The 26606-nt window shown below is 32.5% G+C and carries 26 protein-coding genes and 1 pseudogene; 17 read left to right on the plus strand and 10 right to left on the minus strand.

Going from position 1 to position 26606, the window contains the following annotated elements:
- Positions 1-522: DUF3575 domain-containing protein (locus tag GFJ94_RS06190; RefSeq protein WP_153200706.1), on the plus strand; the 522-nt coding region annotated here is incomplete at its 5' end.
- Between the two features lie 201 nt (positions 523-723).
- On the opposite strand, the gene GFJ94_RS06195 is transcribed toward GFJ94_RS06190, so the two are convergent.
- From GFJ94_RS06195 to GFJ94_RS06210, 4 genes are all read right to left on the minus strand, one after another.
- Complete coding sequence (locus GFJ94_RS06195) at positions 724-1110, minus strand: hypothetical protein (RefSeq protein WP_133609528.1); 387 nt, start codon at positions 1108-1110, stop codon at positions 724-726.
- Positions 1111-1121: 11 nt separating this feature from the next.
- On the minus strand, positions 1122-1466 hold the full coding sequence (locus GFJ94_RS06200; protein WP_153200707.1) for a hypothetical protein: 345 nt from the start codon (positions 1464-1466) through the stop codon (positions 1122-1124).
- Positions 1463-2371 carry a TIGR01777 family oxidoreductase gene (locus GFJ94_RS06205; protein WP_153200708.1) on the minus strand — a complete coding sequence of 303 codons (909 nt, stop codon included), beginning with the start codon at positions 2369-2371 and terminating at the stop codon, positions 1463-1465. The genes GFJ94_RS06200 and GFJ94_RS06205 overlap by 4 nt, the downstream gene beginning before the upstream one ends.
- A gap of 398 nt (positions 2372-2769) precedes the next feature.
- On the minus strand, positions 2770-3273 hold the full coding sequence (locus tag GFJ94_RS06210; protein ID WP_153200709.1) for a GbsR/MarR family transcriptional regulator: 504 nt from the start codon (positions 3271-3273) through the stop codon (positions 2770-2772).
- Between the two features lie 213 nt (positions 3274-3486).
- Between GFJ94_RS06210 and GFJ94_RS06215 the strand changes: the two genes are divergently transcribed.
- Entirely contained in the window at positions 3487-4602 is a 1116-nt protein-coding gene (locus GFJ94_RS06215; RefSeq protein ID WP_153200710.1) for an ATP-binding protein, read from the plus strand.
- Positions 4603-4643: 41 nt separating this feature from the next.
- Here GFJ94_RS06215 and GFJ94_RS06220 read toward each other — a convergent pair whose 3' ends face one another.
- The 4 genes from GFJ94_RS06220 to GFJ94_RS06235 form a co-directional block, all read right to left on the minus strand.
- Positions 4644-6668, minus strand: a complete 2025-nt coding sequence (locus GFJ94_RS06220) for a M3 family metallopeptidase (RefSeq protein WP_153200711.1) — start codon at positions 6666-6668, stop codon at positions 4644-4646.
- A gap of 160 nt (positions 6669-6828) precedes the next feature.
- Complete coding sequence (gene purE / locus GFJ94_RS06225) at positions 6829-7311, minus strand: 5-(carboxyamino)imidazole ribonucleotide mutase (protein ID WP_008254544.1); 483 nt, start codon at positions 7309-7311, stop codon at positions 6829-6831.
- Positions 7312-7637: 326 nt separating this feature from the next.
- Complete coding sequence (locus GFJ94_RS06230; protein ID WP_153200712.1) at positions 7638-8792, minus strand: 5-(carboxyamino)imidazole ribonucleotide synthase; 1155 nt, start codon at positions 8790-8792, stop codon at positions 7638-7640.
- A gap of 80 nt (positions 8793-8872) precedes the next feature.
- On the minus strand, positions 8873-9421 hold the full coding sequence (locus GFJ94_RS06235; RefSeq protein WP_153200713.1) for a hypothetical protein: 549 nt from the start codon (positions 9419-9421) through the stop codon (positions 8873-8875).
- A 97-nt stretch (positions 9422-9518) separates the two neighbouring features.
- Between GFJ94_RS06235 and hpt the strand changes: the two genes are divergently transcribed.
- The 8 genes from hpt to GFJ94_RS06275 all read left to right on the plus strand — a co-directional run bounded on the left by hpt (position 9519) and on the right by GFJ94_RS06275 (position 18174).
- The gene (hpt, locus tag GFJ94_RS06240) at positions 9519-10049 is read left to right on the plus strand and encodes a hypoxanthine phosphoribosyltransferase (RefSeq protein ID WP_008254537.1); all 531 of its coding nucleotides are present in this window, start codon (positions 9519-9521) and stop codon (positions 10047-10049) included.
- Between the two features lie 31 nt (positions 10050-10080).
- Positions 10081-10653 (plus strand): adenylate kinase, encoded by a 573-nt coding sequence (locus GFJ94_RS06245; RefSeq protein WP_153200714.1) that lies wholly within the window; start codon positions 10081-10083, stop codon positions 10651-10653.
- Positions 10654-10820: 167 nt separating this feature from the next.
- Positions 10821-12044, plus strand: a complete 1224-nt coding sequence (locus GFJ94_RS06250) for a hemolysin family protein (protein ID WP_238989446.1) — start codon at positions 10821-10823, stop codon at positions 12042-12044.
- Positions 12045-12188: 144 nt separating this feature from the next.
- A complete protein-coding gene (obgE, locus tag GFJ94_RS06255) occupies positions 12189-13199 on the plus strand; it encodes a GTPase ObgE (RefSeq protein WP_133609546.1) in 1011 nt (336 codons plus the stop codon).
- 179 nt (positions 13200-13378) lie between these two features.
- Positions 13379-15526, plus strand: coding sequence for a S46 family peptidase (locus GFJ94_RS06260; protein WP_153200716.1), 2148 nt, complete (start codon positions 13379-13381; stop codon positions 15524-15526).
- Between the two features lie 89 nt (positions 15527-15615).
- Positions 15616-16305: a lipopolysaccharide assembly protein LapB gene (locus GFJ94_RS06265; protein ID WP_153200717.1), complete on the plus strand. Its 690-nt coding sequence runs from the start codon at positions 15616-15618 to the stop codon at positions 16303-16305.
- A 70-nt stretch (positions 16306-16375) separates the two neighbouring features.
- Positions 16376-17731: a UDP-N-acetylmuramate--L-alanine ligase gene (murC, locus tag GFJ94_RS06270; RefSeq protein ID WP_153200718.1), complete on the plus strand. Its 1356-nt coding sequence runs from the start codon at positions 16376-16378 to the stop codon at positions 17729-17731.
- 14 nt (positions 17732-17745) lie between these two features.
- Complete coding sequence (locus tag GFJ94_RS06275; protein ID WP_153200719.1) at positions 17746-18174, plus strand: hypothetical protein; 429 nt, start codon at positions 17746-17748, stop codon at positions 18172-18174.
- 7 nt (positions 18175-18181) lie between these two features.
- On the opposite strand, the gene GFJ94_RS06280 is transcribed toward GFJ94_RS06275, so the two are convergent.
- The gene (locus GFJ94_RS06280; protein ID WP_153200720.1) at positions 18182-18829 is read right to left on the minus strand and encodes a DUF1287 domain-containing protein; all 648 of its coding nucleotides are present in this window, start codon (positions 18827-18829) and stop codon (positions 18182-18184) included.
- A 195-nt stretch (positions 18830-19024) separates the two neighbouring features.
- Between GFJ94_RS06280 and radC the strand changes: the two genes are divergently transcribed.
- The 7 genes and pseudogenes from radC to GFJ94_RS06315 all read left to right on the plus strand — a co-directional run bounded on the left by radC (position 19025) and on the right by GFJ94_RS06315 (position 24950).
- Positions 19025-19708 (plus strand): DNA repair protein RadC, encoded by a 684-nt coding sequence (radC, locus tag GFJ94_RS06285; RefSeq protein WP_153200721.1) that lies wholly within the window; start codon positions 19025-19027, stop codon positions 19706-19708.
- Positions 19709-19936: 228 nt separating this feature from the next.
- Positions 19937-20521: pseudogene (locus tag GFJ94_RS12675) on the plus strand (superoxide dismutase); the annotation flags it as partial.
- A gap of 474 nt (positions 20522-20995) precedes the next feature.
- A complete protein-coding gene (locus tag GFJ94_RS06295; RefSeq protein ID WP_153200722.1) occupies positions 20996-21625 on the plus strand; it encodes an ABC transporter ATP-binding protein in 630 nt (209 codons plus the stop codon).
- Positions 21622-22881 (plus strand): FtsX-like permease family protein, encoded by a 1260-nt coding sequence (locus GFJ94_RS06300; RefSeq protein ID WP_153200723.1) that lies wholly within the window; start codon positions 21622-21624, stop codon positions 22879-22881. The genes GFJ94_RS06295 and GFJ94_RS06300 overlap by 4 nt, the downstream gene beginning before the upstream one ends.
- Positions 22874-23365 (plus strand): hypothetical protein, encoded by a 492-nt coding sequence (locus GFJ94_RS06305; RefSeq protein WP_153200724.1) that lies wholly within the window; start codon positions 22874-22876, stop codon positions 23363-23365. The genes GFJ94_RS06300 and GFJ94_RS06305 overlap by 8 nt, the downstream gene beginning before the upstream one ends.
- Positions 23366-23541: 176 nt before the next feature.
- The gene (locus tag GFJ94_RS06310) at positions 23542-24234 is read left to right on the plus strand and encodes a YjjG family noncanonical pyrimidine nucleotidase (protein ID WP_153200725.1); all 693 of its coding nucleotides are present in this window, start codon (positions 23542-23544) and stop codon (positions 24232-24234) included.
- Between the two features lie 2 nt (positions 24235-24236).
- Positions 24237-24950 (plus strand): hypothetical protein, encoded by a 714-nt coding sequence (locus GFJ94_RS06315; RefSeq protein WP_153200726.1) that lies wholly within the window; start codon positions 24237-24239, stop codon positions 24948-24950.
- Positions 24951-24967: 17 nt separating this feature from the next.
- On the opposite strand, the gene GFJ94_RS06320 is transcribed toward GFJ94_RS06315, so the two are convergent.
- On the minus strand, positions 24968-26257 hold the full coding sequence (locus GFJ94_RS06320; protein ID WP_153200727.1) for a replication-associated recombination protein A: 1290 nt from the start codon (positions 26255-26257) through the stop codon (positions 24968-24970).
- Positions 26258-26606 lie beyond the last annotated feature (349 nt).

The following is a 26606-nucleotide window of genomic DNA, read 5'->3' on the forward strand; positions in this document are numbered from 1 at the left end:
ATGAAGAAAATTATTTTATTATCGGTTTTGTTTTTTGGGTTCACTACTATAAAAGCTCAAGAAAATATTGTTAAAGCGAGTGTCGTTTTTGGTAATGCTGGTATTCAATACGAAAGATCTTTGTCCCAACATTTTTCTTTAGCAGCCCAAGCAGGATACGGTTTTACTTTTATTTCCACACCAGTTGAGGAAAATGAGCTAACTACTGGTTTAGCATATTCAATTGAAGGAAGGTATTATTTTTCATCTTCAAAGGACAAGTTAACTGGTTGGCACATAGGTCCGTCTGTAAATTTTATTGATACAAAAGGTAAAAATGATTATAAATATAACACTAAAATATATGGTGTAACTGGAGGAAATCAATGGATATTTGATTCAAAATTTACACTTGAATTTGTTGTGTCTGTTGGTTATAGAACAGTTGATTCGCCTGATGTGAATTTAAATTTGAATACAACTTATAAAAAAGATTTTGATATAATGCCCTCTGCTGGTGTTTCCTTCGGATACGCTTTTTAACAAGTTATTTATCAGATATATTAAATCAAACCCGTTCTCTTAACATCGCCTCAACTTTCGGTTCTTGACCTCGGATTTTTTATGCAATTTCATTGCTTATTCGGTGTCGCATTTTGAAAGGGCATTTTTTTGAATTTTGTAGTAACGTCTTTGTTTAAAATTAATCCTGACAGGTTTTTAAAACCTGTCAGGATTGTGAATTTATCCATTAATAACAATTCGTTGTTCTACTTGTGCTTGACTTGCTTTTCGTTTTCCTCTAAAGAAAAAATACAAGTTTAAGAACAGCATCAATCCTAAATAAATTGAAAATCCGCCAATTTTGTAACTCAGTTTTTCAATTAAAACTTGGTAACTATTGTCATACATATTCATTTCTAAAATCATTAAAGCAAAGCCTAAATTCAATAAATAAAATCCAGTTTCGAATAGTTTGTTGGTTGCATTGGCGATTTCTTCTCGACCTTTAAAAATATCCAACATATAAATTTTACTGTTTTTAAAAAGCGTTTTTGAAACATAGTAGGTTAAAAATAAGGCAATGGGAAGATAAATTGCATAACCGATTAAAATTTTTGTAGTTTCCATAATACGAGTGTTTAAATTAATTTTTTAATGTAATTCGTTAATAAAATAATATTGATGTAATGCATTACGGCAATCGCAATAATAATGAAAGCCGATTTTGAGGTTATCACTTCAATGAGTTGCGTGGTACTTTCAATTTGTTCCCAAGAAATGATCGTCATCGCACAATAACCTAAGTTCAAAAGATAATATCCAACCAAAAGCAATTGATTTATTTTATGACACAAGTCTTCGTGATTAGGAATCAATTGCGAAACGAAAATGTTTCCATTTTGATAACAGACTTTTCCAACTTTGACAATGATGATGGCTGTAATGCTAAAATAGATTAGGTAGGCGATGATGTTGAGGTTCATGATAATAAGTTTTTGAACGTTTCATCTAAATCACTAAACTCAAATTCAAATCCGTTCTCTGTTAATCGTTTTGGGATGACATTTCTACTTTTTAAAACTAATTCGGTTTCTGTTTTGATGAATTTTGCTCCAATTTCAAGCATTGATTTTGAGATTGGTAATCCAAACGGAATTCCAATTGATTTTTGAAGTTTTTTCATGAATGCTTCATTGCGAATCGGTTTTGGAGAAACAACATTGATGCTCTCAGAAAGTTCTTTTTCGATTATAAATTCGACAGCTCTTGCAAAATCTTTTTCATGAATCCAACTAACAAATTGACTTCCATTTCCGTTTTTTCCACCTAAACCATATTGTGTTAGTTTTTTCAATGGAATAAAAGCGCCTCCATTTTTACCTAATACAATTGAAGTTCTAATCGCTGTTTTCAATGTGTTTGGTGTATCAATTTCATAGAATATTTTTTCCCAAGATTTGGCAACGTTCATAGAAAAATCATTGCCAATTTCTCCTGTATATTCATCCATTTCTTTATCTTCTGAATGACGATAAATAGTTGCAGTTGATGAGTTGATAAAATGTTTTGGTGGATTTGCACATTGTAAAATGGCTTCGTTTAAAATTTTGGTACTATCAATTCTTGAAGCTAAAATTTCAGCTTTATTTTTTTCGGTATATCTACAATCAACGGATTTTCCAGCTAAGTTTATGACAACATCTGTGTTTTCTAATTCTTTCTCCCAGCCTGAAAATGATTTAGCATCCCAATTTACATATTTAATTTTGTTTTTAATTCTTGATTTTCCTCGGGTTAGGATTACGATTTCTTCAAATTTATTATTGAAATGTTGGATTAAAACGTTTCCTAAAAAGCCTGTTCCTGATGCAATTATTAGTTTTTTCATTATTTTGTAATATTATATTTAGAATTTGAGAAACTACAATAGTTTAAATACAGATTAAATATTGCAATAATTAAGCACGAATTGAAATATAGTTTGCCTATAAACAAAAAGTATAAATAGACTAATAGCCAATAAATAAAATATAAAATCAATAGTTTTTGGTTACGATTAATAGTATGAAAAGTTATTCCTAATGATAAGGAGATTTGATAAAAACCAATAAACAATAAAAGGAGTAAATTCTCATCGGTGTTTTCAAAATTTAAATTACTGTATAAAGTTTCAATTAAGAATATTGAAAGTAATATTGCATTAATTATGAATGTTATTTTTCTCATATTATCTATTATTTTAAACTTTCAGAAATAATTGAAAGTTTTGATTAAATTTTTTTATTTCTATTTCATGATTTTAACAACCAATTTTGCCAACCAATTGTCTTTGTATTCTGTGATTTTATCCAAAACGTTATCGGCTTTTAATACGAAGTCGTATAATTTTGTGGTTTGATTTACGAAATGTTTTTCTGCTTCTGTGTTGTCTGATTTTATAGAAGAAACTTCTTTTAAAACTTTCAGGGCTGGTTTGATTTCGCGTTTGCTTCTCTCTCTTGAAATTTTTACGGCTAATTCATCTAAATCTTTTTCGGCTGTGAAAAATTCACGTCTTTCGCCCGCTTTGTATTCTTTGTACACGATGCCCCAATCCATTAAAGCTCTTAAATTCATTGAAGCATTACCGCGCGAAATTTGTAATTCTTCCATAATGTCTTCCATAGAAACAGGTTCGTGCGAAACCATCAACAACGCATGAATTTGTGCCATGGTTTTGTTAATGCCCCATTGAGAGCCTAAAGCTCCCCATGTTTGTACAAATTTATTTTTTGCTTCTTTGAATTCCATTTTGATGGTTATTTCATTTTGATAGGACAAAGATATATAAAAGTTTTTAAAGTTTCAAAAAAAAATGAAAGTTTGTTGTTTTGATTGTAAAAAGTTTAATATTGGTGAATGTAATCTCCGAAAAATATATAAATTTGGTGAATATAATCACCAAAAAATATATAAATTTGGTGAATAGAAATAAAATATATAAATTTGTTTAAAATTTAAGGTATGATTTTTAGAGATTTAGCAGCTAATTTGGAGGCAAAATTACACAAAGGAAAAGTTATTGTGTTAATTGGTCCAAGACAAGTAGGAAAAACAACTTTAGTTAATTCCATTTTAAAAGATAAAGAGTATTTGTTTTTGGATGGGGATGATAATACTGTAACCGAAACTTTAGCTAATGCTAATACCGAAATTTTGAAAAGTATTATTGGTAATCATAAATATATTTTTATTGATGAGGTGCAACGTATTCCAAATATTGGACTGAAGTTGAAAATTATAGTAGATCAAATAAAAAATGTGCAAGTTATTGTTAGCGGATCTTCTTCTTTAGATATTAATAATGTTACGCAAGAGCCATTAACAGGTAGAAAATTCGAGTTTCATATGTTTCCCGTTTCATGGAAGGAATTTGAAAGTAGTGTAGGTTACATGAAGGCGCAACAACAACTTGAAATTCGATTATTGTTCGGAATGTATCCAGATGTTATCAATAATTTTGGTAATGAATATGAAATCTTGAAAAATTTGGTTTCGAGTTATTTGTACAAAGATATTTTGGCTTTGGCAGACATTAGAAAATCAGAAGTTTTAGAGAAAATTTTACGTGCTCTCGCCATGCAAGTAGGAAGTGAAGTTAGCTATAACGAAATTGCTCAGTTGGTTGGAGTTGATAAAAACACTGTAAATAACTACATTGATTTGTTGGAGAAAAGCTTTGTAATTTTCCGTTTGACAAGTTTTTCAAGAAATATTCGAAACGAAATTAAAGCCAACAAAAAAATATACTTTTACGATAATGGTGTGATGAATACGATAATTGGTAATTTCAATACTTTAGAATTTAGACAAGATAAAGGTGCATTGTGGGAAAATTTTTTAGTTTCTGAACGAATAAAACAATTGTCTTATACACAAAGTATAGCCAAGCCTTATTTTTGGAGAACAACAACCCAACAAGAAATAGATTATGTAGAAATCAATGCGGATGAGGTAAGTGCTTTTGAATTCAAATGGGCAACTACTAAAAAAGCGAAATTACCAAAATCTTTTTCGGATGCGTATAACCCAAGTTTTTTGGTGGTGAATAAGGATAATTTTAGAGAATTTTTGAAGTGATTAAACCTGACAGGTTTCGAAAACCTGTCAGGTTTGATGTTTTACAAAAGCCCAGCCCTTTTCAACAAAGCCTCTACTTTCGGCTCCTGACCTCTGAATTTTTTGTACAATTCCATTGGTAATTCGGTTCCACCTTTTGAAAGAACGTTGTCTTTGAATTTGGTTGCGACTTCTTTATTGAAAATTCCTTTTTCTTGGAAATACGCAAATGCATCAGCATCTAAAACTTCCGCCCATTTGTAGCTGTAATATCCCGAAGAATAACCGCCTTGAAAAATATGTGAAAATGAAGTACTCATACAATTTTCGGCTACATCTGGATACAAACTTGTGCCTTCCATCGCTTGTTTTTCAAAGGCCTTTACATCGTCAATAGTTTGTGATTTTCCGTGATACTTCATGTCTAAAATTCCGAAACTCAATTGACGTAACGTAGCCATTCCTTCTAAGAAACTCGCACTTTCTTTGATTTTTTCTACATACTGTTGCTGAATAATTTCACCTGTTTCGTAATGTTTGGCAAATAAAGCCAATGCTTCAGGCTCGTAACACCAGTTTTCCATCACTTGACTTGGTAATTCCACAAAATCCCAATACACCGAAGTGCCAGATAAACTTGGATAAGTTGTATTGGCTAACATTCCATGTAACGCATGTCCAAATTCGTGAAACAATGTCGTTACTTCGTTAAAAGTTAATAATGATGGTTTTGTTTCTGTTGGCGGTGTGAAATTGCACACGATAGAAACATATGGTCGTTCGTTGATTCCGTCCTTAATATACTGTGGTTTGTAAGATGTCATCCAAGCGCCATTTCGTTTTCCTTTTCTTGGGAAGAAGTCTGAATAAAAAACAGCTACTAATTTTCCTTCGAAATCTAATACTTCAAAAGTTTGAACGTCTTCATGGTATTTATCAATATCAAAAACTTCTTTAAACGTGATTCCGAATAACTTTTCAGCGATAGTGAATGCTCCGTTCAATACATTTTCCAATTTGAAATATGGTTTCAACAACTCATCATCCAAACTGAATAATTTTTGTTTCAATTTTTCTGAATAATAGGCGCCATCCCATTTTTCTAATTGGTCAATTCCATCCAACTCTTTTGCGAAAGCGGTTAATTCAGCAAATTCTTTTTGAGCCGCTGGTTTTGCTTTTTCCAATAAATCATTCAAAAACGATTGTACTTTTTCCGGATTTTGCGCCATTCGTTCTTCCAAAACAAAATGTGAATGTGATTGATAACCCAATAAATTTGCACGTTTGTGACGTAATTCCACAATGCGTTTTACGTTTTCTTTATTATCGAATTCATTATCTTGAAACGATTTTTTTCCTGCAGCAATAGCAATTTCTTTTCGCAATTCACGATTTTGAACGTAGGTTACGAAAGGTAAATAACTTGGAAAATCTAAAGTGAAAACCCAACCTTCCAAATTTTTTGATTTAGCCAAACTCGCTGCCATTTCTTTAGCACCATCAGGTAAACCTTTTAAATCGGCTTCATTGGTTATATGTAATTGATAGTTGTTGGTTTCAGCCAAAACATTTTCACCAAAAGTTAGTTTGATTTTTGCTAACTCGGTATCAATTTCGCGTAATTTTAATTTGTCTTCTTCATTAAGTAACGCTCCATTTCGAGAAAAACCTTTGAATTTTTTGTCTAATAAAGTCGCTTGTTCGGTAGTTAATGTTAAACTATCTTTTTGATCATAAACGGCTTTTACTCGTATGAATAAATCTTCATTCAAAGCAATATCATTACTGAATGCTGTAATTAATGGAGAAACTTCTTGTGCGATTTTTTGCATTTCATCACAAGTTTCTGCCGAATTCAAATTGAAGAAAATATTGGACAATCTATCCAATTGTTCGCCTGAATAATCCAAAGCTTCAATTGTATTCGAAAAAGTAGGTGTTTCTGTGTTTTTTACGATACTATCGATTTCAGTACGAGCTAGTTCAATGGTTTTCTCAAACGCAACTTTGTATTCTAAAAGATTAATCTTACTAAACGGAGCTGTATTGTGCTTTGTTGTAAATTTTTTTAAAAAAAGTTCCATAAAAATTTGTTTTTATCGATAAAGTGTATAATTTTGTCGACGAAATGATGTTGAAACATCCTTTTTGCCCCAAATCAGAGAGAGAGTAGAATTTTTTTATAGTTGTCACTTAATTGTGAGTAGAAATCCCGAATTAGCAATAACTCGGGATTTTCTATTTTTATTTTAAACCTTCAGAAGCTTTTAAAACCGCTTGTTTCAATCCTTCTTTGTAGGCGATGATTTTATCTAAGACACATTTATCAGAACTTCCGATAATTTGTGCGGCTAAGATTCCAGCATTTTTAGCGCCATTTAATGCAACAGTTGCTACAGGAACGCCACCTGGCATTTGTAAAATAGATAAAACAGAATCCCAACCATCGATTGAATTGCTCGATTTTACAGGAACTCCTATTACAGGAAGTGGCGACATTGAAGCAACCATTCCAGGTAAATGAGCTGCACCACCAGCACCAGCAATAATTACCGAAATACCTCTTTCGTGTGCATTTTTACTGAAATCAAATAGTTTTTCAGGTGTTCTGTGTGCCGAAACAATATCTACTTCGGTTTCGATATCAAATCCTTTTAATATGTCGATGGCTTCTTGCATTACCGGCATATCCGAAATGCTTCCCATTATTATTGCTACTTTACTCATGTTTATTGTTTATTGTTTATGGTTTGTTGTTTATAGTTTTTTAAAGTAATAAATAAAAGCACTATAATCCAAAAGATTAAATAATTGTAAATTAAGTTTTTCGGAAAGCTTCCATGTTGAAGTTCGTAGCAATTTTTAAAACTTTTAACTTCAAATTGATGATAAATTTCAAATGGAAATCCAAAACTCATTTCAGGAAAAGTCCCTTGTAATTTGTTATAAATGATTGAATAAATTAACATGGAAAAATTAATCACACAAAATGTGACAAATGAATAAAAACTTATTTTTAAAAATTGTTTTATCATTTTCAAATCTTCAAATTATTAAATCGAAATCACTCGAATCGAATTTTTCACTTCCTCTGCAACTCTTCTTGCTTCTGCCATATCTTCATTTACAATCGTAACGTGTCCCATTTTTCTAAAAGGTCGCGTTTCTCTTTTTCCGTAAATGTGTGGTGTTACGCCATCGATTGCCATGATTTTTTCTATATTTTCGTAAACTACTTGTCCAGTATACCCTTCTTCACCTACCAAATTTACCATAATTCCGGCAACTTTGCTATCGGTGTTTCCTAAAGGTAAGTTTAAAATCGCACGTAAATGGTTTTCGAATTGTGAAGTATAACTCGCTTCAATTGAATAATGTCCAGAGTTATGTGGGCGAGGAGCAACTTCGTTTACCAAAATTTCATCGTCTGCTGTTTGAAACATTTCAACTGCTAATAATCCAACATGATGAAATGCTTCCGAAACTTTTAAAGCAACTTCTTTAGCTTTTTGCGCTACTTTTTTATCAATTCGAGCAGGACAAATTACGTATTCCACTTGATTTGCTTCGGGATGAAATTCCATTTCTACTACTGGATAGGTTTTCACTTCTCCAGAAACAGAACGAGCAACAATCACTGCCAACTCATTTTTAAACGGAACCATTTCTTCAGCAATGCATTCTACATCGGGTAATTTTACCAAATCTAATGCAGAGCGACAAATTTTAACGCCATTTCCGTCGTAACCAAACTGAGCGCATTTCCAAACAAATGGAAATTCTAATTCATCTTTTGCTAAAGCGTTTCTTAAATCGTTCAAATCGACAAATCGTTGGTGTGGCGAAGTAGGAATATCGTTTGAAACGTAATAATCTTTTTGTTTTCCTTTGTTTTGAATCAAACGTAAGGTTTTAGGTGAAGGGTAAATTGGTAATCCTTCTGCTTCCAATTTATCTAAAGCATCAAGATTTACATTTTCAATTTCGATCGTTAACAAATCGACCATTTTACCGAATTGATAAACGGTGTCAAAATCCATTAAACTGCCTTTGTAAAATCCGTTGCAACTGTATCGTGCTGGAGCTTCTTCGCTTGGTTCTAAAACTAAAGTTTGAATATCGAATTTTCGAGTTTCGGTCAAAAGCATTTTTCCTAATTGACCTCCTCCTAAGATTCCTAATTTAAAATCAGATGAAAAATAATTCATTATTTTATGTAGTGTGTTGTTGTTTGTGTCGCAAAGATACTCAGACAATTGATAATTAACAATTGATAATTAACAATTTGTTATTTGTTGAGTTTTTTTAAAAGATTTCGAGTAGCCGCTTGGTAAGCCGCGGAATGATTCGAATAATCTTGCTCTATGATGGATTTTAATTCTTCGTGAACCCAATCGTATTTCTTGCCTAAAACAAAAAGTGCTTTCATAGCATACACTTTTGCTGCTACTTTTTCGTCTTGAATTAATCGGTCAATTAAAGCTTCAATTAAATTGTGTTCTTGTTCTTGAGTAAGCGAAATGCCATTTTTTCTGTGATTGCTTTTAGCTAAAAACATACAAATTTTAATAGCGGGTCTTATTGCGGAATCGTCTTTTAATTTTGGTAAAACTTCACAAAACAAATCGATATAAGGAACAAAAAGCTTTAATTTTTTCTCGCAAACCAATTCTAAACTCCAAAACGCTTTTACGTGATTTTCATTTTGTATGTCAAATGCAATTTCGACAAATTCATTAAGTAAATCTTCATTACGAATAACATAATTACTAATGTAAACCCTACTTTTTCTATGAGCGGTACTTTGGTCAATTTTGGATGCTAAATTGGTTTTCATTTGGTAAATATATCAAATTTGCAAAAAAGTTAAAATACTTTATTTGAAATCCTTATGAGTTTAGTAAATTTGTTGTTTATTTCTAAAACGAACCAAAGTGATACAACTACACGATAAAAAATTTGAAGTTTTTATTTCAGGAGAAGAAATTAACTTCGCTATTGAAAATATGGCAAAACAAATTGAAGACGATTTTTGCGATGATGTTCCAGTTTTTATTGGAGTTTTGAATGGCTCTTTTATGGTTGTTGCTGATTTGTTGAAAAAATACAGTCACAATTGTGAAGTTTCATTTGTGAAAATGGCTTCGTATGAAGGAACAGAATCTACTAATGATGTAAAACAACTTATTGGATTAAATCAAAATTTAGAAGGTCGTTCTGTTATTATTGTAGAAGATATTGTGGATACCGGAAATACAATTGAAGAATTAAAAGCAATTTTAAAGCAACATAAAGTGAAACATTTTAAAATAGCAACTTTGTTTTTAAAACCTGAAGCGTATAAAAAAGATATCAAATTAGATTATGTAGGAATTAGAATTCCAAATAAATTTATTGTAGGCTACGGTTTAGATTACGATGGTTTAGGAAGAAATTTAAAAGATATCTATCAATTATCAGAATAACTAACTATTACACATAAACACAACATAAGCAATGATTAATATCGTATTATTTGGTAAACCAGGAGCAGGAAAAGGAACTCAAGCCGAATTTTTAAAAGACAAATACAATTTAGTACATTTATCTACAGGTGATATTTTTAGATTTAACATCAAAAATGACACTGAACTTGGAAGATTAGCGAAAACTTTTATGGATAAAGGAGATTTAGTTCCGGATGAAGTAACAATTAAAATGCTACAAAGCGAAGTAGATAAAAATCCACAAGCAGCAGGTTTTTTATTTGATGGTTTTCCAAGAACAATTGCGCAAGCAGAAGCTTTGGATAAGTTTTTAGAAGGTAAAAATCAAGAAATTACAGCTACAGTTGCTTTGGAAGCGAATGACGAAATCTTAGTACAACGTTTGTTAGAAAGAGGAAAAACTTCAGGAAGACCAGACGATCAAGATGAAGAAAAAATCAGAAATCGTTACCAAGAATACAACGAAAAAACTGCGCCATTAATGGATTATTACAAAGCGCAAGACAAATTTTACGCAGTTGATGGTATTGGATCTATTCAAGAAGTTACTGAAAGATTGAGTTTAGTTTTAGATATATTTTAATAGAAAAATCAGCCTTTGAGATAAATTTCGGGCTTTCATTTTTTTTTTCGATATTTGCAAACGGAAAAGAGCGATTTCTTAAAACGGAATATTGCTCTTTTTTTGTAATTTTAACTATGGAAATTTTAATTATTCTTTTTCTTATTGTTTTGAATGGCGTTTTTTCAATGTCGGAAATCGCATTGATTTCGGCTCGTAAAAATCGTTTAGAAACTGCGGCTAAAAAAGGAAATAAAAATGCGAAAGTAGCATTAGATTTAGCTAATTCTCCAAACGAATTTTTGTCTACAGTTCAAATCGGAATCACCTTAATTGGTATTTTAACGGGTATTTATTCAGGAGATAAAATTACTACCGATGTTCAAAATTTTGTAGCCACTTTTGAAGCACTAAAACCTTATGCAAATTCTGTTGCAGTTGGAATTGTGGTTGTGGTATTAACCTTTTTCTCTTTAGTTTTAGGAGAATTATTACCAAAAAGAATCGGTTTAAATTATCCTGAAGGAATTGCCAAAGCAGTTGCGGTTCCAATGAAGTTAGTTTCTACGATAACGATGCCTTTTATATGGTTATTGACTACATCGACCGAGTTTTTATTGAAATTGCTTCAAATAAAACCAACGGCTGATGGCAAAGTTACCGAAGAAGAAATCAAAGCCATTATTAAAGAAGGAACAGAAGTAGGAGAAGTTCAAGAAATTGAGCAAAATATTGTGGAGCGTGTTTTTCACATTGGCGATAGAAAAGTAAATTCGTTAATGACACACCGAAATTCAATTGTGTATTTGTCTTACGAAGATACAATTGAAGAAATCAAAGCGAAAGTTTTAGATGAATTGCATTCGGTTTATCCGGTATGTGCTGATAATTTAGACGATGTAGAAGGAATCGTTTTATTAAAAGATTTGTTTTCTAATTTCGAGAAAGGAAATTTTGATTTAAAATCGATAATAAAAGAACCTGTATATTTTATTGAGCAAACTTCGGCATATAAGGCATTGGAAAATTTCAAGATTTCAAAAGTTCATTATGCTTTGGTTACTGATGAGCACGGTGTTTTCCAGGGAATAATTACATTAAATGATATTTTAGAAGCGTTAGTTGGCGATGCTTCTGATTTTTATGAAGATGAATACAAAATTGTGGCAAGAGAAGATGGTTCGTGGTTAGTTGACGGACATTATTCTTTGCACGATTTCTTAACTTATTTCGATATGGATGAGTTAATAGGAGATTACGAAGTAACAACAGTAAGTGGATTAATCATAACAGAATTAGGTATAATCCCTAAACAAGGACAAAAGTTAATTTGGAACAAACTAGAGTTCGAAGTTATCGATATGGACGGTGTTAAAATTGATAAAATTTTAATTACCAATTTAAAAGAATAATAATTAAGTATTCAGTGTTCAGTATTTAGTAAGCAGATTTAAATATTGTTCATTGAGAATAACAAATTGTCATCAGAAAATGAGTTTTTACTGGTTTTAGAAAATCACTGAACACTCAACACTGATAACTGAACACTAAGAAAAATGACAGAGGGAAATTTTGTAGACTACGTAAAAATATATGTTTCTTCCGGAAAGGGAGGAAAAGGGTCGTCGCATTTACACAGAGAAAAATTTATTGAAAAAGGTGGTCCCGATGGTGGTGATGGTGGTCGTGGTGGACACGTATATATAAAAGGGAATAAAAACCTTTGGACTTTATTTCACTTAAAATTTCTAAAACACATGCGCGCTGGTCACGGAGGCGATGGAGGAAGTTCAAGAAGTACAGGTCATGATGGTGAAGACAAATACATTGAAGTACCATTAGGAACGGTTGTAAAAGACCAAGAAACAGGAGATGTTTTGTTTGAAATTACAGAACACGATGAGGTTAGGATTTTAGCAGAAGGAGGAAAAGGTGGTTTAGGAAACTGGCATTTTAGAAGTTCAACCAATCAAACACCTCGTTATGCGCAACCTGGTATGCCTGTAAAAGAAGTGGATGTTACTTTAGAATTAAAAGTTTTAGCAGACGTAGGTTTAGTAGGTTTTCCAAATGCAGGGAAATCAACGTTACTTTCTGTGTTAACTTCGGCTAAGCCAAAAATTGCCGATTATCCGTTTACGACTTTAAAGCCTAATTTAGGAATTGTTGCGTATCGTGATTTTCAATCGTTTGTGATGGCTGATATTCCTGGAATTATTGAAGGTGCAGCGGAAGGAAAAGGATTAGGACATTACTTTTTGCGTCATATTGAACGTAATTCAACGTTGTTGTTTTTAGTTCCAGCTGATGCGGATGATATTAAGAAAGAATACGAAATTCTGTTAGATGAATTACGTCGTTACAATCCAGAAATGTTAGACAAAGATCGTTTGATTGTGATTTCAAAATGCGATATGTTAGACGATGAATTAAAAGCTGAATTGAAAAAACAATTGGACAAAGAGTTTAAAGGAACTCCTTATATGTTTATATCTTCTGTTGCCCAACAAGGTTTACAAGAGTTGAAAGATAAATTGTGGCAAATGTTAAATGTCGAAGAAAAATAAAATAATATAAAAAGTATCAAAAGCATCTTCAATTTGGAGATGCTTTTTTGTTTTTAATGCAGGTATTATAATAAAAAGTTAAAATTGCTTCAATTTAACTTGATTTTAAAGTGATAATTTTATCAAAATCGTATTTTTAAGTATATTCGCCACACAAATCAAAAGAACACAGTTTTATTATGAAAAAATTATTATTATTTGTCGTTTCTGCTATAATGCTTGTGCCAGCTTCGGTAAAAGCAGATGAAGGAATGTGGTTTTTAATGTTCATTGAGCGTTTAAATCACCGCGACATGCAAAAAATGGGCTTACAATTAACTGCCGAAGAAATTTACAGTATCAACAATCACAGTTTAAAAGATGCAATTGTGCAATTTAACGGTGGATGTACTGCTGAAATGATTTCAAAAGACGGATTAGTTTTAACCAATCACCACTGTGGATATGATGCTATTGCAGAATTATCTTCAGCAGAAAAAAATTATTTAAAAAATGGGTATTGGGCAAAAAACAAAGCAGATGAATTAAAACCATCAAGTTTATACGTTCGTTTCTTTGTTCGTATGGACGATTGTACAAAAAGAATTTTGTCTGTAGTTAATCCAAGTATGAGCGAAGCCGATAGAGAAAAAGCTATCAATGCTGAAATCGCTAAAATTGAAAAAGAAAACAACGATGGTGGAAAATATACGGTTTCTGTTCGTCCGTTTTTTCAAGGAAATGAATATTACTATTTCGTTTACCAAGACTATAAAGACGTTCGTTTAGTTGGAACTCCACCAGAAAGTTTAGGAAAATTTGGTGGTGATACTGATAACTGGGAATGGCCACGTCATACAGCCGATTTCTCTATGTTTAGAGTGTATGCTGATGCTAATGGTAATCCAGCTGAATATTCTACAAACAATGTTCCTTTAAAACCAAAACATTATTTACCTGTAAATATTGGTGGTGTTAAAGAAAATGACTTCGCTATGATTTTAGGTTATCCAGGTAGAACGAATCGTTGGATGCCAGCAGGTGGAATTGAGCAAAACGTAAAATTTGCTTATCCAGCTTGGGTTGAAGGTTCTAAAACCGGAATGGACAATATGAAAAAATATATGGTTCAATCTGACGCTTTAAACCTTATCTATGCTTCAAAATTTGCAGGAGTTGCTAACTACTGGAAAAACCGTCAAGGAATGATTGATGCGTTATCAAAATTTGGTACAGCTAAAACAAAAACAGCTCAAGAAGCTAAATTTCATAAATGGGCTAACAAATCGGCTAACAAAGCAAAATATGGAAATGTAGTTCCTACTATCAATAAATATTATGCAATGACGAATGAGAAATCACGTCATGATAATTATTTAATGCAATTATTCAGAACTTCAGCTTTTGGAACAGTTGGTAGAGGTTTAGGAAGACAATTAGATGCGTATGCAAAAGCAGATGCAACTAAAAGAGCACAAATGGCTCCAGCTATTTTAAAAATGGCTCAAGGTATGCACAGTGAATTACATATTCCAGCGGAAAAAGATATCATGGCAGCTCAATTGAACCTTTATGCTAAAAAAGCGGGTTATACTTTAGCTCCAATGGTTGAAAAACTAGCTAAAGAAAATAATGGCGATTTTACAAAATATGTAAATGCAGCATTTGATTTAAGTATTTTTACTTCTGTGGATAAAATAAAAGCATTCTTAGATTTACCATCTGAAGAATTACTTAAAAATGACCCACTTTTCGTTTTAACAAATGATATGTTAAATCACTACAGTTCAAGAAGTGAAGAATTAATCAAATCTCAAAATGATTTTGGTGCTTCTTTCCGTTTATTGGTTGAAGGTTTAAGAGAATCTAAAATTGGAGAAATCAAATATCCAGATGCAAATTCAACTTTACGTTTAACGTATGGAAAAGTTCGTTCTTTACCAGCTGACAAACGTAATGACGCTAAAATTAACAACTACACTACTTTAGCGGGTCAAGTTAAAAAATACAAAAAAGGTGATTTAGAATTTGATTTACCTACAAGGGTATTAGAAATGAACGCTGCTAAAGATTTTGGTCGTTATGCTGATAAAGATGGTTCATTACACGTTAATTTCTTAACTGACAATGATATTACAGGAGGAAATTCAGGTTCTCCAGTATTAAATGGAAAAGGTGAATTAATCGGTTTAGCATTCGACGGAAACATCGAAGCGATGGCTGGTGACGTAATCTTTGACAAAAAATTACAAAGAACAATCAACGTTGATATTCGTTATGTGTTATGGGTAATTGAGAATTTCTCAGGAGCAAAACACATCGTAGACGAAATGACTATTGTAAAGTAATTTTCAAATACAATTGATAAGAAGCGGCTTGAGAAATCAAGTCGTTTTTTTATGCGAAAAATCCAAAATCATTTCACTATTTTTGGGAAATGAAAAAAATCCAGCTCGTTTTTCTATTACTTTCGTTTTCAGTCTTTTCACAATCAACGTTTGAAAGGGCTGAGAAATTGTATGGACAAAAAAAATACAGTGAAGCAGAAAATTTTTTTTCGAAGTTTTTAAAATCACAACCAAATCACGCAAAAACCATTGAATATCTTGGTGATATTGCTGGACATCAAAAAGATTGGAATACTGCGATTATCAACTATAAAAAACTAAAAGTTAGTTATCCCAAAAATGCTAATTATTGGTACAAATATGGTGGCGCACTCGGAATGAAAGCTAAAGAATCTAATAAATTCAAAGCTTTAGGAATGATTGATGAAGTAGAAGAATCATTTTTAACTGCCGCTAAATTAGATAAAAAACATATCGATGTTCGCTGGGCATTAGTTATTTTGTATATCGAATTACCTGGGATTATTGGAGGAAGCGAAAAAAAAGCACAAAAATATGCCGATGAATTAATGACACTTTCAAAGGTAGATGGTTATTTAGCAAAAGGATATATTGATGTATATTTCAGTCGCTATACAAAAGCAGAAATCCATTATAAAAAAGCACACGAAATTGGTAATTCAAAAACCACTTTTGAAAAATTATATGACTTATATTTGAACAAGTTGAAAGACAAAATAAAAGCAAATAAGTTAAAAAGAGAATTTGAAAACAAATAGTGTGATTGTTGAAATGAAGAATCGTTTAATCGATTTGACAAATTAACAGTTTAACAATTCAACATAAAAAATGAGAACACATTTCATAGCCATCGGCGGAGCAGCCATGCACAATTTAGCATTAGCCTTACACAATAAAGGATATCACGTAACGGGTAGCGATGACGCTATTTTCGAACCTTCAAAATCACGTTTAGAGAAAAAAGGTTTGTTGCCTGCTGAAGAAGGTTGGTTTCCAGAAAAAATCACAACCGATATTGAAGCGATTATTTTAGGAATGCACGCTAAATCGGATAATCCAGAATTGTTAAAAGCGCAAGAATTAGGTTTGAAAATTTATTCGTATCCTGAATTTTTATACGAACAATCGAAAAACAAAACACGAGTAGTTATTGGTGGTTCGCACGGAAAAACTACGATTACTTCGATGATTTTACACGTGATGCATTATCACAATATCGAAGTGGATTATATGGTAGGAGCACAGTTGGAAGGTTTCGACACGATGGTACATTTAACCGAGAACAATGATTTTATTGTGTTAGAAGGCGATGAATATTTAACTTCTCCGATTGATTTGCGACCAAAATTTCATTTGTACCAACCTAATATTGCGTTGTTATCAGGAATTGCTTGGGATCATATCAATGTGTTTCCAACCTTTGATAATTATGTAGAACAATTCAGAATTTTCGCTAACCAAATCACGCGTGGCGGAATTTTAGTATATAACGAAGAAGACGAAGCTGTTAAATCAGTTGCAGAAGAAACAGAAAATCCAATTCGAAAAATCGCTTATCAAACACCAAGTTACACAGTTGAAAACGGAACCACGTTGTTAGATACTCCAGAAGGTCCAATGCCGATTGAAGTTTTTGGAGCACACAACCTAAGCAATTTAGCAGGTGCCAAATGGATTTGCCAATGTATGGGCGTCGACGAAGCCGAATTTTACGAAGCCATTGCCAGTTTCAAAGGTGCTTCAAAACGTCTAGAAAAAATTGCCGAAAGTGCAAATAAAGTTGCTTATAAAGATTTTGCGCATTCGCCAAGTAAAGTTTCTGCAACTACAAAAGCCGTAAAAGCACAATATCCAAATAGAAAATTAATCGCTTGTTTAGAATTGCATACGTACAGCAGTTTAAATGCCGAGTTCTTAAAAGAATACCAAGGCGCTTTAGATGCAGCAGATGTTGCCGTAGTTTTCTATTCACCGGATGCTGTAAAAATCAAACGTTTGGAAGAAGTAACCTACGACCAAATTGCGCAATCGTTCCAAAGAGAAGATTTGATTATTTACACCAATCCAACCGAGTTCAGAGACTTTTTATTCAGCCAAAATTTAGATAACTCGGCTTTATTATTAATGAGTTCAGGAAATTATGGCGGATTGAATTTTGATGAGGTGAAAGGATTAATAAAGTAAAATTTCGTTGATTTATGATTTATAAAATTGAAATTGGGTTTTTTGATTATTTAAGAATTTTATTTTTTTCTTTATCTTCTTGGATACCTTGGTTTTTTATCCCCGACTTGAAAGGGAAAATTATTCTGGTTTGTTTACCAATCATAATTACTCTTTACTTTGTTTTAAAATTAGAATCAATAGAGTTTTATGAAAAATCAATTATAATAAGAAAAAGTTTTTTAATGTTCAATTCTACTGTAGCAAAATTTGATATTGATGAATTAAAAAAAGTAAAAATTTATTATTCTAAATCACTGGCCGATTATGGATATATTATTAGTTTTAATTTTTGGAAGTTAAAAAAAGAAGATATTACTGTGAGATTATATTCGAGAGAAATAGATTTAGATTTTTTAGATAAATTTTTCAGTGGCGGTAGAATAGATTTCGAAAAAGAATAAATTAGAATCATTTCCCATATCTAAAATGCCCCACAATTTTCCAACTGAACAAACAATCTTCTAAAACTTGTCCACTGCCCACGTTGTGCACAATCATTGGGTTTCCATTTTCTGATTTAAGATGCGTTACAATGCCAATATGTGGTAATTTATCACCAATCATCCAAGTAACTAAATCGCCCGTTTTGTAATCGTTTGGATTTTGGGTAATGAGTAAAGTTGTCCCTTTTCGAGCAAAGAAAATTTCTAAATTTGGAACTCTTCGGTGGTCGATGTTTTTATCGGTAGTTTTTAAACCCCATTTTTTTAAATTCGGATACAAGGAAAAGTTGTCTTTCATGTCTTCATGCACTTCTTTTTGTAAATCAATCCCTAATTTTCGATAAGCACGAATCACCACATCTGTACAAACGCCCGTTTTTGCAGGAACATCTCCATTTGGATATTTTATCCCAACATAATCCGGAGTATAAACCACTTCTGGGTCAATTATCGAAAGCGCTGCATTGGATAGTTTTTCGTAGAAATCGTTTGGGTTTTCAATTGCTTTGATTTCTGTTTTTGATTCAATCTGTTGTGCTATTTCCGTTTTAATGGTTTCTTTTTTACAATTCAGAAATAAAAAAGACAATAAAATGATTCCAGTAAATTTCATGTGTTAGTTTTTTATGAAAACGGAACTTCAACCTAATTTAGTATTAATGATTCTAAAATTAAAAAAATCATCCATCATCCATCATCCATCTTCCATCACCCATCTTCCATCATCCATCTTCCATCTTCCGTCAATGTTTTGCCATTTCAATTTTTTCAATTATTTTTGTTCTCATAAACGCCAAAATAAAATTTTATGTACACGCCAATCAATCAATGGTCCGAAGACGATCGACCACGTGAAAAATTTCTTCTAAAAGGTAAATCCACCTTATCTGATTCTGAATTACTTGCTATTTTAATTGGTTCCGGTTCTCGAAATGAGAGTGCGGTGCAATTGTGCCAACGCATTTTAGCTTCCTCTGAAAACAATTTGAATACATTAGGGAAAATGTCAATTTCCCAACTCATGCAATTCAAAGGAATTGGTGAGGCCAAAGCCATTTCCATAGCCGCAGCATTAGAATTAGGAAGAAGGCGCAGAGCCGAAGAGGCCATCGAACTCAAAAAAATCACATCTAGTAAAGCAGTTTTCGAAATTATGCAACCCATAATTGGCGAATTACCTCATGAAGAATTTTGGGTATTATATCTCAATAATTCCAATAAAGTCATCTACAAAGCCCAACTCTCAAAAGGCGGAATCACAGGAACTGTTGTAGATATTCGCATAATTTTCAAAATGGCATTCGAACAAAACGCAACGGGATTAATTCTCTCACACAATCATCCATCAGGAAAATTAATGGCAAGCGAAGCCGATTTAAAAATCACCAAAAGAATCAAAGAAGCAGGTCAAACTTTAGAAATCCAAGTTTTAGATCATCTTATCATCACTGAGACTGGTTATTTGAGTTTTCAGGATGAAGGGATTTTTTGATTTTTTTTAAACACACAGAATCTATGTGTTTAAAAAAGTTACATAGTTTTTAATTACAATCTATGCGTTTAAACCAAGAATTATAGAAATTTTAAGATTTGGTAGTTTTTTATCTAATCGATAAGCCGTAATTTTATCAAAAATTAAAATATCATGAAGAATATAAAACTTTTAGTTGTAACACTTTTAGTAACTCTTACTGCTTCGGCACAGTTTACATAAAAAGCCTTGCCTTATGCTTATAATGCTTTAGAGCCATTTGTTGATGCGCAAACTATGGAAATTCATTACAGCAAACATCATGCTGGATATGTAAAAAACCTTAATGCTGCTTTAGCAGGAACAGCTGATGAAAAATTAAGTTTGAATGAAATTTTTGCTAAAGTTTCATCAATGTCAACAGCTGTTAGAAATAATGCTGGCGGTCACTATAATCATGAATTATTTTGGTCGGTTTTAACACCAGAGAAAAACACTAAAATGTCGGCTGAATTAGAAAAAGCAGTAAATGAAACTTTCGGAAGTTTAGAGGTTCTGAAAGAAAAATTAAATGCTGCAGCTGCAACACGTTTTGGCTCAGGTTGGGCTTGGTTGGTGGTTACTAAAGAAGGGAAATTAGTGGTGAGTTCAACTCCAAATCAAGACAATCCACTAATGGATATTGCAGAAGTAAAAGGAACGCCAATCTTTGGAATCGATGTTTGGGAGCACGCTTATTACTTAAAATATCAAAATAAAAGAAGTGATTATTTAGCTGCTTTATGGAATGTGGTAAACTGGACAGAAGTAAGCAAAAGATACAAAGCAGCAATGCCAAAACCAGATACATTTGCAGCTTGGCCAGAAATCAAAACCTTTCACAAAGTAATGTCGCAAACCTTTCATCCAAGTGAAGAAGGAAATTTGCAGCCTATCAAAGAAAGAAGCGCTGAAATGGCTGAAAAAGCAAATGCTTTAAAAATGGCTAAAATTCCAGCTGAGTTCAATAAAAAAGAAATTGTGGCTGCTGTCAATAAATTAGCAAAAGATAGTAAAGCATTAGATAAATTAGTAAAATCGAAAGCGTCTGACGAAAAAATCACAAAAGCCTTAAATGGTTTACATGACACTTTTCATACGATTGTAGGATTGTGTACTCATGATGAAGAATAGTTAAATAATCAAATAACAATTGTCAAGCTGAACTCGTTTCAGCTTCTTTTTTGGTATCTGATTATTAGAAATTATTTAAGAAATTTTTTAAACGAATTTGTTATCTTGCAACATTAAATTAATGCTGAAACAAAAATGATAAGCACTAAAAACATACGATTTTCCTATAGTAAAGAGCAAGAATTTATCTTTCCTGATTTGTATTGCGAAGCTGGAAATACGCTTTTAATTACAGGAGATTCAGGAAAAGGTAAAACGACCTACTTACACATTCTAGCAGGATTATTAAAACCAGCTAAAGGCGAAATAGAAATCGATAAAACGGATATCGTAGCACTTTCAGAAAAAGCAACCGATAAATTCCGCGGAAAGCATATTGGTGTGGTTTTTCAAAAATCACATTTCATTAGCGCTTTAACCGTTTTGGAAAATTTAGAAATGGCTAGTTGGTTGGCAACGGGTAAAAAACATACTAAAAGAGCTAAGAAATTATTAGAACAATTGGGAATCGAAAACCAAGCGTCTAAATTGCCCTCGCAGTTAAGTATTGGGCAACAACAACGTGTTTCGATTGCGCGAGCTTTAATGAACGAACCGAAAGTGTTGTTAGCTGACGAACCAACATCGAGTTTAGATGATAAAAATGCGGAAAAAGTAATCGAATTGCTGACTTCCTTATCGAAAGAGTACAAAGCGGCTTTACTAATCGTTACGCATGATAACCGAATTAAAGAAAGATTTATCAATAAAATTACCTTGATATGATAGCAAAATTAGCATGGAAAAATATATGGTTCAAACCATTAAATACCATCTTGAGCGTTATTTTGCTAACCTCAAGTGTCGCGATTATTACCACTTTGGTTTTAGTCGAAAAGCAATTTGAAGAAAAGTTTTCAAGCAATATTGACGGAGTAGATTTGGTAATGGGAGCACAAGGAAGTCCGTTACAATTGATATTGTCTTCGGTTTACCAAGTAGATTCTCCTACAGGAAATATTAGTTACGATTCGGCAAAAGTTTGGATGCAACATCCGTTTGTTCAAAAAGCGATTCCGTTAGCATTTGGAGATAATTATCGCGGTTATAAAATCTTAGGAACAACGCCTGATTATTTAGAAAAATATGGTGCAAAGATTGCCGAAGGAAACCTATTTGAAAAGAATTTCGAAGTCTTAATAGGAAGTGATATTGCTAAAAAATTAAGCTTAAAAATTGGAGATGAGTTCTTTGGTTCGCATGGCGATGCGGCAGAAGGTGAAGTGCACGATCATTACGGATATAAAGTTGTTGGAATTGCAAAACCAACTGGTAAAGTAGTGGATAATTTGATTTTATGCACGATTCCAAGCGTTTGGCAAATGCACGGCGGACATGAAGAAGCAGAAAATCCAGCTCATGGTGAAGAAGGTCACGTTCATGTAGAAGGAGAAGAGCATCATGAAGAAGCCGACATGACTTTAGATGAACCTGGAATGGAAATCACAGCTGTTTTACTAAAATTCCGCAATAAAATGGGAATTGTAACTTGGCCAAGAATCATTGCGCAAAACACCAAAATGCAAGTCGCATCACCAGCAATTGAAGTCAATCGTTTGTTTTCTTTATTCGGAATTGGAATTTCAGCTTTGCAATATTTAGCTTATGGAATTATGTTGATTTCAGGAATTTCAATCTTCATTGCACTTTACAATACATTGAAAGAACGCGAAAATGAATTTGCCTTAATGCGTGTTAATGGAGCCAAAAGATTACAACTTTTAAAAGTCGTGATGATTGAAAGTTTACTTTTATGTGTTGTTGGGTTTATTTTTGGTACGATTTTGGGAAGAGTAGGATTAAGTATGTTGTCTAACTCGGCCGAAGAGGATTTTAAAATGAGTTTCAATCCATACGAATTTATTTGGGAAAAAGAAGGAACACTGTTTTTACTAACTATATTTGTGGGCTTTATTGCAGCATTAATTCCTGCCGTAAAAGCATACAATTTAAATATTTCAAAAACATTAGCAAATGCGTAATTATATTAAATTAAGTTTGGCTTTAGTCGTTTTTATTTCGATGATGAGCTTTTCAGATAGTACAACTTCATCAGTAAAAACTACTACTAAAACATCAGTAGTAGCAGATACCTTAACATGGAAACTATTGGGCGATATCAAATACGTTCGTAAAAAACACGCAACGTATGGCGAAGTAGAATTCCCACAAGTGAACATGCAATTAAAAATGATGCAAAAGAAAACCGTTTTCATGAGCGGCTTCATTGTGCCAATCGACAATAAAAATTACGCGTTGAGTAAAAACGTATTTGCGGCTTGTTTCTTCTGTGGAAAATCAGGACCAGAGACTATTGCTGGAATCAAATTTAAAGGTGGCGCTTTTCCAAAGTTGAAAACCGATACGTATGTAACCTTAAAAGGAACTTTTAGATACAACGAAACTGACGTAGAAGATTGGATTTACCATATCGAAGATGCCGTAATTATCTCTCAAAGTAAATAATTTAGAAGCCCATTCGTTTGGGCTTTTTTTAATCGTTTGGTCCCGCTGTCCGCTATATCCGCTAAGGCGGGATGTCGCTTCCATCGGGGCTAAAACAATCATAAGGTTTGAAAATCAGTAGTAAATTAGAAATATACCGAAATCATAATTGGTGACAATTCGTGATAAAAAATAAAATGAAATCATTCCAACATAAAAAACATCTCTTTTTCGATTTAGATCACACGCTTTGGGATTTTGATAAAAATTCAGGATTTGCGTTTGATACGATTTTCAAACAGCAAGGTTTCGATATTGAATTATCGGATTTTCTAAATATTTACATTCCCAGAAACCAACATTATTGGAAATTGTATCAAGTGAATCAAATCACACATGAAGATTTACGTTATTATCGTTTGAAAGACGTTTTTGATGCGTTAGAATATGAAGTTTCCGACGAAATGATTCATCATTTATCTGAACAATACATCAAATGTTTACCTGAGTATAATCATTTATTTGATGGTGCTATTGAATTATTGGATTATTTAAAACCGAAATATAAATTGCATATTATTACCAACGGATTTGCATCGGTTCAAACCAAAAAAATGAAAAATTCCAATATTGATCATTATTTTGAAACGATCACCAACTCTGAAATGGCGGGCGTAAAAAAACCGCATAAAAACATATTTGATTTTGCCTTATCTTTGGCAAACGCTTCAAAAGAAGAAAGCTTAATGATAGGCGATAGTTATGAAGCCGACATCATTGGAGCACAAGAAGCCGGAATAGAAGCGGTGTTTTTCAATGAACAAAATATTGAAGTAGAAAAACCAGTATTTCAAGTGAATCATTTGTTAGAATTAAAAAATATATTATAGTTATGAAAAAAGTAGTTTTGTTATTCGTTTTGTTTGTTTACTCTTTTTCCTTTGCACAGGATAATTACAAGTATGTTATTGTGCCTAAAAAATTCAGTTTTTTTAAGGAAGAAAACAAGTATAATTTGAATGTTATGACGAAATCTTTTTTTGAAACAGAAGGTTTTCAAGTCTATTTTGAAACAGATGAATTCCCAAAAGAATTAGCGGAAAATCGTTGTTTGGCTTTGTTTGTTGATCCTGAAGACGGCAGTAATATGTTTACTACTAAAGTTTCGATTGAATTAAAAGACTGCTATAATAAAGTTTTACAAACAAGTGATTTAGGCATTAGTAAGCAAAAAGATTTTAAAAATGCATATAACGAAGCTTTTCGTAAGTCTTTATCTTCAATGAAAGGACTATTGAATATTAAAAATACAACAGTTAAATCACCTGAAAAAGTTAATGATGTAATGGTGACTATTCCAACAAAAAAACCATCTACAATAATTAATACAAGCGAACTTCGAGCAATTCCTACAGAATCGGGCTATACTTTAGTAAATTATTCAGATAATGTAGTTATGGTGCTTTATAGTACTTCATTAGATACAGTTTTTCTTGCAGGAAAAGAAAATTTTAAAGGAGTTCTTTTAAAGAAAAACAGCGGTTGGTTTTTTGAATATGACTTTGATGGAATTGTGTATTCTGAGAAAATGGAGGTTAAGTTTTAAAAGTTCCTAACTCTTTACTAATACCCATATTTATCCTTCCATCTATTTTTTAAAAACTGACGCAATTCTTTTTCACGAGCATTTTCGCCTGGTTCAAAGAATTTAGTTTCTGAAATTTCTATAGGTAAAAATTCTTGCTCAGCAAAGTTGTTGGGGAAATCGTGTGAGTATTTGTATTCATCTCCGTAGCCTAATTCTTTCATTAATTTGGTTGGTGCATTTCGTAAATGAATAGGAACCGGTAAATCGCCAGTTTGTTTTACCATTTGTTGGGCTTTTCCAATTGCCATATAACTTGCGTTACTTTTTGCAGATGTGGCTAAATAAATTGCACATTGGCTCAAAATAATACGACTTTCAGGATAACCAATAGTTGCCACTGCTTGAAAAGCATTATTGGCCATGATAAAAGCTGTTGGATTGGCATTTCCAATGTCCTCACTAGCTAAAATCAGTAGTCGCCTTGCTATAAATTTCACATCTTCGCCACCTTCAATCATTCGAGCTAACCAATACACAGCACCATTTGGGTCGCTTCCACGAATTGATTTTATAAAAGCAGAAACAGTATCATAATGTTGTTCACCCGTTTTGTCATACAATACAGTATTTTTTTGCACCAATTGCATTACTTTTTCATTTGTAATTTCTATGGGTGCTGAGCTTGTCGAAGTATCTGTAGCATTAATTACCAATTCAAAAATATTCAATAATTTTCGTCCATCGCCACCCGAAAGTCTTAACAACGCTTCGGTTTCTTTTAATTGGATGTCTTTGTTTTGAAGCTGAACATCAGTTTTCATTGCACGATGTAACAATGCTTCCAAATCGTCTTTGGTAAACGCATTTAAAACATAAACCTGACATCTTGACAATAAAGCAGGAATAACCTCAAAACTTGGATTTTCGGTAGTAGCGCCAATCAAAGTTACCCAACCTTTTTCCACCGCCGCCAATAAAGAATCTTGTTGCGATTTGCTAAAACGATGAATTTCATCAATGAACAAAATCGGATTTTTTGCTGTGAATAAACCGCTGCTTTGCTTTGCTTTTTCAATTACTTCACGAATGTCTTTTACACCCGAATGTATCGCGCTCAGTTGGTAAAACGGACGTTTGCTTTCTTGCGCCATGATTTGTGCCAAGGTAGTTTTTCCAGTTCCTGGTGGTCCCCATAAAATCAAACTCGGAATTAATCCTTTGGCAATTTGTTGTGTTAACGAACCCTCAGGTCCAACTAAATGCAATTGGCTGATGTAGTCCGATAATTGTTGTGGGCGAATGCGTTCGGCTAGTGGTTGATTCATGACGTAAAATTACAAAAATATGCGATTCTTTTTTAGATTTTTACCACATAGAAACATAGGTTCTAAAATTATTGTTTAAAGGTATTTCATTAATTTAAGATTGTATAGATTTCGCTTTGTGAACCATGTCAAGTGTAACGCCGTGAACACCTCTAAAGTCCATTCAAGGTGACAATCCTTATCTAAACTTTTTTCTTTATAAGTTTTTGGTCAGATTCTTATAATTTTCAAGGTACTCATTTGCGTTCTTTGCGGAAAATCTTAGCGACTTTGCGTTAAAAATCAAGCTTATGTGGCTATGTGTTTCAAAATAAATCTGACATAATTACCGAAATATTTTTTTGGCTTT

The organism is Flavobacterium sp. LMO8 (assembly GCF_009495755.1).
GTDB lineage: Bacteria > Bacteroidota > Bacteroidia > Flavobacteriales > Flavobacteriaceae > Flavobacterium.

Excerpts from the sequence above, each read along its gene's own strand:
- GFJ94_RS06195 (WP_133609528.1), bottom strand. The coding sequence starts at position 1,110 with ATGGAAACTACAAAAATTTTAATCGGTTATGCAATTTATCTTCCCATT.
- GFJ94_RS06200 (WP_153200707.1), bottom strand. The coding sequence starts at position 1,466 with ATGAACCTCAACATCATCGCCTACCTAATCTATTTTAGCATTACAGCC.
- GFJ94_RS06205 (WP_153200708.1), bottom strand. The coding sequence starts at position 2,371 with ATGAAAAAACTAATAATTGCATCAGGAACAGGCTTTTTAGGAAACGTT.
- GFJ94_RS06210 (WP_153200709.1), bottom strand. The coding sequence starts at position 3,273 with ATGGAATTCAAAGAAGCAAAAAATAAATTTGTACAAACATGGGGAGCT.
- GFJ94_RS06215 (WP_153200710.1), top strand. The coding sequence starts at position 3,487 with ATGATTTTTAGAGATTTAGCAGCTAATTTGGAGGCAAAATTACACAAA.
- GFJ94_RS06220 (WP_153200711.1), bottom strand. The coding sequence starts at position 6,668 with ATGGAACTTTTTTTAAAAAAATTTACAACAAAGCACAATACAGCTCCG.
- purE (WP_008254544.1), bottom strand. The coding sequence starts at position 7,311 with ATGAGTAAAGTAGCAATAATAATGGGAAGCATTTCGGATATGCCGGTA.
- GFJ94_RS06230 (WP_153200712.1), bottom strand. The coding sequence starts at position 8,792 with ATGAATTATTTTTCATCTGATTTTAAATTAGGAATCTTAGGAGGAGGT.
- GFJ94_RS06235 (WP_153200713.1), bottom strand. The coding sequence starts at position 9,421 with ATGAAAACCAATTTAGCATCCAAAATTGACCAAAGTACCGCTCATAGA.
- GFJ94_RS06245 (WP_153200714.1), top strand. The coding sequence starts at position 10,081 with ATGATTAATATCGTATTATTTGGTAAACCAGGAGCAGGAAAAGGAACT.
- GFJ94_RS06250 (WP_238989446.1), top strand. The coding sequence starts at position 10,821 with ATGTCGGAAATCGCATTGATTTCGGCTCGTAAAAATCGTTTAGAAACT.
- obgE (WP_133609546.1), top strand. The coding sequence starts at position 12,189 with ATGACAGAGGGAAATTTTGTAGACTACGTAAAAATATATGTTTCTTCC.
- GFJ94_RS06260 (WP_153200716.1), top strand. The coding sequence starts at position 13,379 with ATGAAAAAATTATTATTATTTGTCGTTTCTGCTATAATGCTTGTGCCA.
- GFJ94_RS06265 (WP_153200717.1), top strand. The coding sequence starts at position 15,616 with ATGAAAAAAATCCAGCTCGTTTTTCTATTACTTTCGTTTTCAGTCTTT.
- murC (WP_153200718.1), top strand. The coding sequence starts at position 16,376 with ATGAGAACACATTTCATAGCCATCGGCGGAGCAGCCATGCACAATTTA.
- GFJ94_RS06275 (WP_153200719.1), top strand. The coding sequence starts at position 17,746 with ATGATTTATAAAATTGAAATTGGGTTTTTTGATTATTTAAGAATTTTA.
- GFJ94_RS06280 (WP_153200720.1), bottom strand. The coding sequence starts at position 18,829 with ATGAAATTTACTGGAATCATTTTATTGTCTTTTTTATTTCTGAATTGT.
- radC (WP_153200721.1), top strand. The coding sequence starts at position 19,025 with ATGTACACGCCAATCAATCAATGGTCCGAAGACGATCGACCACGTGAA.
- GFJ94_RS06295 (WP_153200722.1), top strand. The coding sequence starts at position 20,996 with ATGATAAGCACTAAAAACATACGATTTTCCTATAGTAAAGAGCAAGAA.
- GFJ94_RS06300 (WP_153200723.1), top strand. The coding sequence starts at position 21,622 with ATGATAGCAAAATTAGCATGGAAAAATATATGGTTCAAACCATTAAAT.
- GFJ94_RS06305 (WP_153200724.1), top strand. The coding sequence starts at position 22,874 with ATGCGTAATTATATTAAATTAAGTTTGGCTTTAGTCGTTTTTATTTCG.
- GFJ94_RS06310 (WP_153200725.1), top strand. The coding sequence starts at position 23,542 with ATGAAATCATTCCAACATAAAAAACATCTCTTTTTCGATTTAGATCAC.
- GFJ94_RS06315 (WP_153200726.1), top strand. The coding sequence starts at position 24,237 with ATGAAAAAAGTAGTTTTGTTATTCGTTTTGTTTGTTTACTCTTTTTCC.
- GFJ94_RS06320 (WP_153200727.1), bottom strand. The coding sequence starts at position 26,257 with ATGAATCAACCACTAGCCGAACGCATTCGCCCACAACAATTATCGGAC.